3 protein-coding genes and 1 pseudogene are annotated in these 5,999 nt (G+C 38.4%); all 4 read right to left on the bottom strand.

What is annotated here, in order from left to right; all coding sequences use genetic code 11:
- Positions 1-43: 43 nt before the first annotated feature.
- The gene (locus VLZ86_RS08130; RefSeq protein WP_325450137.1) at positions 44-1,804 is read right to left on the bottom strand and encodes a hypothetical protein; all 1,761 of its coding nucleotides are present in this window, start codon (positions 1,802-1,804) and stop codon (positions 44-46) included.
- Between the two features lie 13 nt (positions 1,805-1,817).
- On the bottom strand, positions 1,818-4,397 hold the full coding sequence (locus VLZ86_RS08135; protein WP_325450139.1) for an N-6 DNA methylase: 2,580 nt from the start codon (positions 4,395-4,397) through the stop codon (positions 1,818-1,820).
- Between the two features lie 53 nt (positions 4,398-4,450).
- Positions 4,451-4,996: a hypothetical protein gene (locus VLZ86_RS08140; RefSeq protein WP_325450142.1), complete on the bottom strand. Its 546-nt coding sequence runs from the start codon at positions 4,994-4,996 to the stop codon at positions 4,451-4,453.
- 44 nt (positions 4,997-5,040) lie between these two features.
- Positions 5,041-5,999, bottom strand: a pseudogene (locus VLZ86_RS08145) (hypothetical protein); the annotation flags it as partial.

Here is a 5,999-nt window from a genome sequence, read left to right on the forward strand (position 1 = left end):
TGAGCGACTTGCCAATGTGTAGGGATGCGAAGGGTTGGCATTATTAGTTCCACAAGTTCATTATCATTTGTTTAATAGTTCCATTCTCTAATTTCAGTCCAAGGGGTTTTGAAATATCTTGTCCCTGTGACAAATGCAAAGAAGTATTGTAAATAATTCCCAATAAGAAATAAGTTTCAGGTATCTGAACTCCTATGTTTTGTGCAAAATGAAGTTTGTTTTTCGTACCGTTATTCTCTTCTATAAACTTCCTTTTGTTTTCATCATCAGGAATCTTGTCATAAACCAATTGTTCAATTCGATTTCTAACTCCAAAACAAATAGCAAGCGGGTCGAATGTTTCATCATCAAATAAATATCGTCTCACTTCTCTAAATATCTTTTTGAAGAATTTTTCAGGCATTCCCCAATCTGGGTTCAGTTTCAGAGCTTTGAATTCTTCTGTTATATCAATCTCTCCTGAATTTGGATGAAAGTGAAAATAATGTGCATCTACAGTATCTTTGATGGTTTCATCTTCACGGTTGTAAATAATATTCAGAATATTTTGATTGGACTTTACCTTGATGTCCTTTATGTAGCAAACTTTAATTTTATTGTCGTTGAAGCAGAAATGATTAAAAAACAAAGGGTCTAAATGTGTGAGTAGAATTGGAAAAATTCTCCTTTTCTGACCTTTCATCTCTTCAATAAAGGTTGAGATGTAGTATTGAAAAGTTATCAGGTTAGCATCATCCATGTAGTCGAATATTTCGTCAATAACAAGGATGCAATCTTTCTTTTTAAAACTATTTCTGGTTTTTAAAAGCATGGCCATAAAGGTCAAAATATCTCGTTGACCATTTGAAATTTCATGTGCCTTCGGCCAATTAACCACAAGGCTGTTTCCTTCAGCTTTTGGTTTTATATCGAACCTGTCTTTAACAGGATTGTAGTTGGCTATTGTCTCAGTGTAATGCTGCTTTTTATCTAAGAAGTAAAGGTATTTGCAAGCTTTTTTAAAGTCGGCCCCCATTTCATTTCTGACTGTGATTAACTGCCATGCGGTTAAGTAGTAATCCACGTCATCATTCAAAACCTCAAAGCCGAAAGATTGAATTATAGAAGCAAATTTTGAAAATTCATCATGGGCTTTAATCTCATTAAGCAGATTATCTTCAATCCATGTTTTTAACTGATTCCCTGTTCCTTCTCGATTATTAATTTGTTCAATAGCTGGCTCAATGAGCTTTTTGAAAGACTTAAGGTCGAATCTTGAAAAGTCAATTTTGTTTTCAATAGTATAGAAGAACCTACCTGAACTGAATAAGCTTGATATATTAGTTAGGATTTTATTTCCGTTTGTTCCGAAATTAGCTTTTAGAGTTGCTGAGTGGTATGCAAAATCAACCTTCGGTGGGATTGTTTGAACCAATGTAGTGGTTACAATGTCTAATGATGTTCTTGCAAAAGGCGGGCGACCTGGAATTGTTTGAACAACCGATTTTGGCTCGGTCTGGTTTTTAATAACAACTACATCAAATATATCACTGATTGTGTTTTGATTATCGTCAGCTATTAATTCAGTGCCATTGGATAACGTGATTTTTAATTCAGGACGATTAGCAGTGGATTTATTGAAATATTCTTTATCACCTAATTCAATTTTGTCCCTTTTCAAGCGGTCAAATGCAAGTGCAAAAGAACTTTTGCCAAAACCATTTGGTGCTACAAGAATACTCGGTTTGTTAGGGTTCAAATCGAGCTGGAATGACTTACTGCCAATACCTTTTACATTCGTTATTTCTATTTGGCTAATGTTCATGTACTATTCAGCATTAAGCCTTTTCATATTCCGCCAAAGGTTCAGCAGCCATGTTTAAAGTTTCTTCTTCTGTTTTTTCTAAACCCCAAACCTTCGCAATCCTATCCTTTATCTTCTGCTCAAAAATTTCAATAAGCTGCTTGTTGGCATTCACCAAGGCCTGCTCTTTTTCTATTTGTGCTACGATTTGTCGTTGGGTATTGATATCTGGAAGTGGTATTGATATATTTTCAATTCCTTTGTTGCTTATATTTGCTTGTCTCACTCCACCTGAAGAGTTTGCAAAAAGCTGTTTCCTGAAATGGTCAGTTTGAGCAACGAAATAGAGATACTGCCTATCTAAATCATCTGATTTTATTTCAAATTTTCCAACTCGCTGATTAAGTAGGAACTTCTCTTCTACATCTACTTGACAAACGTTCCCATAATCTTCTTTTCCAACGGTACCTGTCATTGAGATTAATAAATCACCCTTTTCAAGAACGTAGTTTGGGTAGTCATCCAAGTAGTTGAATGGTAAGTAAGAAGGTGAATTCTCCCAATCGAAAAACATTTGTTTGACATTGCCCATTCTGATAAGCTGAACTCCTTCATCCACATAGTCTGTGCTTTTGAAGGCATTTCCACCTTTGATTTTGCAATGTTCCCCCAACTCCACCATCTCCCAATCCGCATCTATATCAATTTTGGGTTTGTAGTTGGCAACTACGGCTTTGGCGCCATCTATTATTTTTTGGTAGCCTTCTATTTCCGCAACTATTTCTTCCTGAATGGATAAAGGGGGAAGGGGGATTTCAATTGATTCAATTTGATTCCTTGAAATACTGTCAAATACAGCACCGCCATTCCCTTTGAGTTTTCCATCAAGAGACTTTAAAAGGTAAAACAAGAAAGGATTGAGTACTTTCTCATTGACTCTAATTGCCGCCAAACCTCTACCAATACACATATGCTCAGTTGCGTAGTTTACAGGACCAACGGGTGCTCGTACTGACATTAGAATATCGTTTTTGAAAGCCTCTTTTGTAATCTCGGTCGTCCATTTTGTTGGTTCTCCAATAAATTGTTCTCCAAAATCAGTCTTGCCTTGATAAAAAGGAAGTCCTTCCCCTGTTTCATTATAAAACTCACTTTTTGGGGATTGACCTGAAATAACCTCTGCGACTTCTTTCAGTTCTACTATTGGGAAATCAGAAGTGATTGTTATCTGACTTTTATATCGCTCTCCACTCAAATTATAATCCGCATTCGCTGCTATTTCAGTTCTTAAAACCGCATGAGCAATCAATGAATCAGGTATTTCTCCTGTCGCTGCAAATTCATGGGTTAGCGCAATCGCCTCTTCCAATTGGCTGCCTTTTACGGCAGCTCGCTGTGCTCCAAGGTTGTAGCCATCATTGTCAATTTTCACAAACAGAATTTCCTTGTGTTTCTTGGCAATAGCTTTGTCCATCAATAAAATAGACGTCTTTACGCCACTGTACGGGTTAAACACGCCTGCCGGCAAACTCACCACGGCATATAGGTAATCCTCTACTAGCATTTTTCGTAATGCTTTGTAGGCTTTTCCGCTTTGGAAAATCACCCCTTCGGGTACAATGATGCCCGCCTTGCCTTTGGGGTTTAGGTGTTCGGCAATGTAGTCCACAAACAACACTTCCGAGCGGTTACTACTAATGGTAAATTTCTTGTGCGGCCGTATGCCACCTTTCGGACTCATAAATGGTGGATTGGCCAACACCACATCAAAGTTTTCGTTCCAACGGTCTTCGCTACTTAGCGTGTCGTACTCGTTAATGTGTGGGTCAGAGAACCCATGCAAATACAAATTCACCAAACTCAGTCGAACCATGTCGGGCGAAATGTCATAGCCTGCAAAATTTTGAATGAGTTTTTTTCGGTCGTCAGGCGTGAGTTGGTCGCCTAAATTGTTGAAAGGCTTTTTTTCGAGTTTGTTATACTCGTAAATATTCAAACCTTCTTTGTTGGCTTTGGTATGCTTGAGCAGAATATGCTTGTAAGCCGAAATCAAAAAACCCGCAGTTCCGCAAGCAGGGTCAAGAATGGTTTCACCTTTGTCAGGGTCAATAATCGCCACTAAAAAGTCAATCACATGTCTGGGTGTTCTGAACTGTCCTGCATCTCCTTGCGAACCCATCACCGAAAGCAGGTATTCAAAAGCATCACCCAATTTTTCACTGTGGGTGTATTCAAATTCGCCAATGGTTTTCAGAAACAGTTTCAGAGTTTCTGGGTCACGATAAGGCAAATAGGCATTATTGAAAATATCCCGAAACAGTTGCGGAATGTTCGGGTTTTTCTCCATGCTTTCAATGGCATCAGAGTACAAGCGAAGCATTTCGGCAGCCGTTACCTTGGTGTCAAACAGTTTGTCCCAAGCGTATTTTTCATAATCGCCTGAAAAGAACTTTGCCGAACCGCCCAATTCAATGGCTTCCTTGTCCATGTCGTCCATGAACTTGTAAATCAAACCAATGGTAATTTGCTCTATCTGTGCCTTTGGGTCAGGTAGTTTGCCGACTAAAATATCTCGGCAGTCGTCTATTCTTTTCTTTGTTTGTGTATCTAACATATTTGTTTTGTATCTATTGTGGAAACGCAATGCGTTTCGTCTTTACAGCGTCTTTACCGTAATTTGTCTGTTGTCCAATTACGGGGATTATTAATAATGTATTCTGAAATTCTATGAAATGATTTATCATTTCGGATAACATGGTCGTGGTATCGTGGTTGCCATGCGAAATCGGGATTTATCAATCGGGCATTTTTTGTTACCCCAATTTTAAAACCCCTAATAATGGATGCCAAATTTTTGGATTGGGGTCCGAATTTGTTTTTTGGATTATCGTTGGTAGAGGCGCAATGCATTGCGCCTCTACGTTGCGTATCCAAATGCGTATCCCGTTTCGTATTGTATTCATTTTCCCCAATTCCAATTATTGCATGAAAATGATTTGGCATAACCACAAATTCACCCATTTCCAAATTCATATCAGGTCGCATTTCGAATGTTTTCAACCATTCCGTTTCCACAATTACCCCAATTGGTGTTAAAGAGAAACATGGCAATGCGTCTTTATCACCCACCACATCACCAAAAAAACATTCGCGATTTTGGGTGCAAATGGTCACAAAATAGGATGCATTCGATCCATAATCCCAATTTTTCAATCGGGTTGATTCTATGCGGTATTTATTTTGAAACCTATCAGACATCAGGCGGCAAATCTTTCGAGGTTCACGTAATCTTTAATGTAAACCGGAATTACTTCACGGTATTTTGCTGCCACTTCTTTGAATTGTGAAATGGTAAGCGTTGGGTGTGTTTGCAAGGCATGGAAATCTTTAGAAGAAATGATTTTCCGAATGTCTTGGTCAACAATGTAGGCTTTGAAAAAGTATTTTAATGCTCTCAAATTCACATCTTCTTCGGGTGGATAGATGGAAATGAATTTGTCGAATTCTTCTTCAAGCAATTCATCCTTTGATTTAAATTTTGGAATGATACCAAAAACCTTCTCCACCACTTCACGGATAGAAACTTTGCGGTCAATCTTGGCAGCCTTTCTCAGTTTATCAAGATTGAAATATTCTTCGGGTTTATCGAAAATCTCCTGCTGAATATGGCTGATTACATGTTCCCAATTTCCGAGTTCCACATTTTTCTTGATGATGTCGTCCATTTTGATGCGGTCTTCAAATTTCTTGAACAACATGCGGTCAATCTTCATCCCTTCATACCCGATTTGTTGTTCATTCAAAGTCAGTAAAGGGTCAGGTTGAAAAGTGGTGTATTTGTCAAGGTCAACACCACCGCCACCACCTTCACCGCTTCCTTTCTTTGGTTTAGGAAGTTTGAGTTTTTCATCATAGTCGAATTTCTCTTCAAAATATTCGCAGTTGGCAAAGAAGTCGAAGAGTTTGAATATTTCCTTTTCGTGTCGTTGTGTTTCTTCTTCGTTCAGTTCGTTTTTGAAGGTGTATTCAAAAGTGTTTTTTCTTGTGCCTCTTCCTTTTATCTGCACAAAATCCGCAGGACTAAAAATCGGTCGCATCATGCAGATATTGAATAAATCAGGGCAATCATAACCTGTGGTCATCATGCCAAGCGTAACGGAAACTCTTGTCTCACACGATGTGTAACCTTCTAACCGAGTAGTTTTTCCGCTCAGGT

This window comes from Gelidibacter sp. (assembly GCF_035515035.1).
GTDB lineage: Bacteria > Bacteroidota > Bacteroidia > Flavobacteriales > Flavobacteriaceae > Gelidibacter.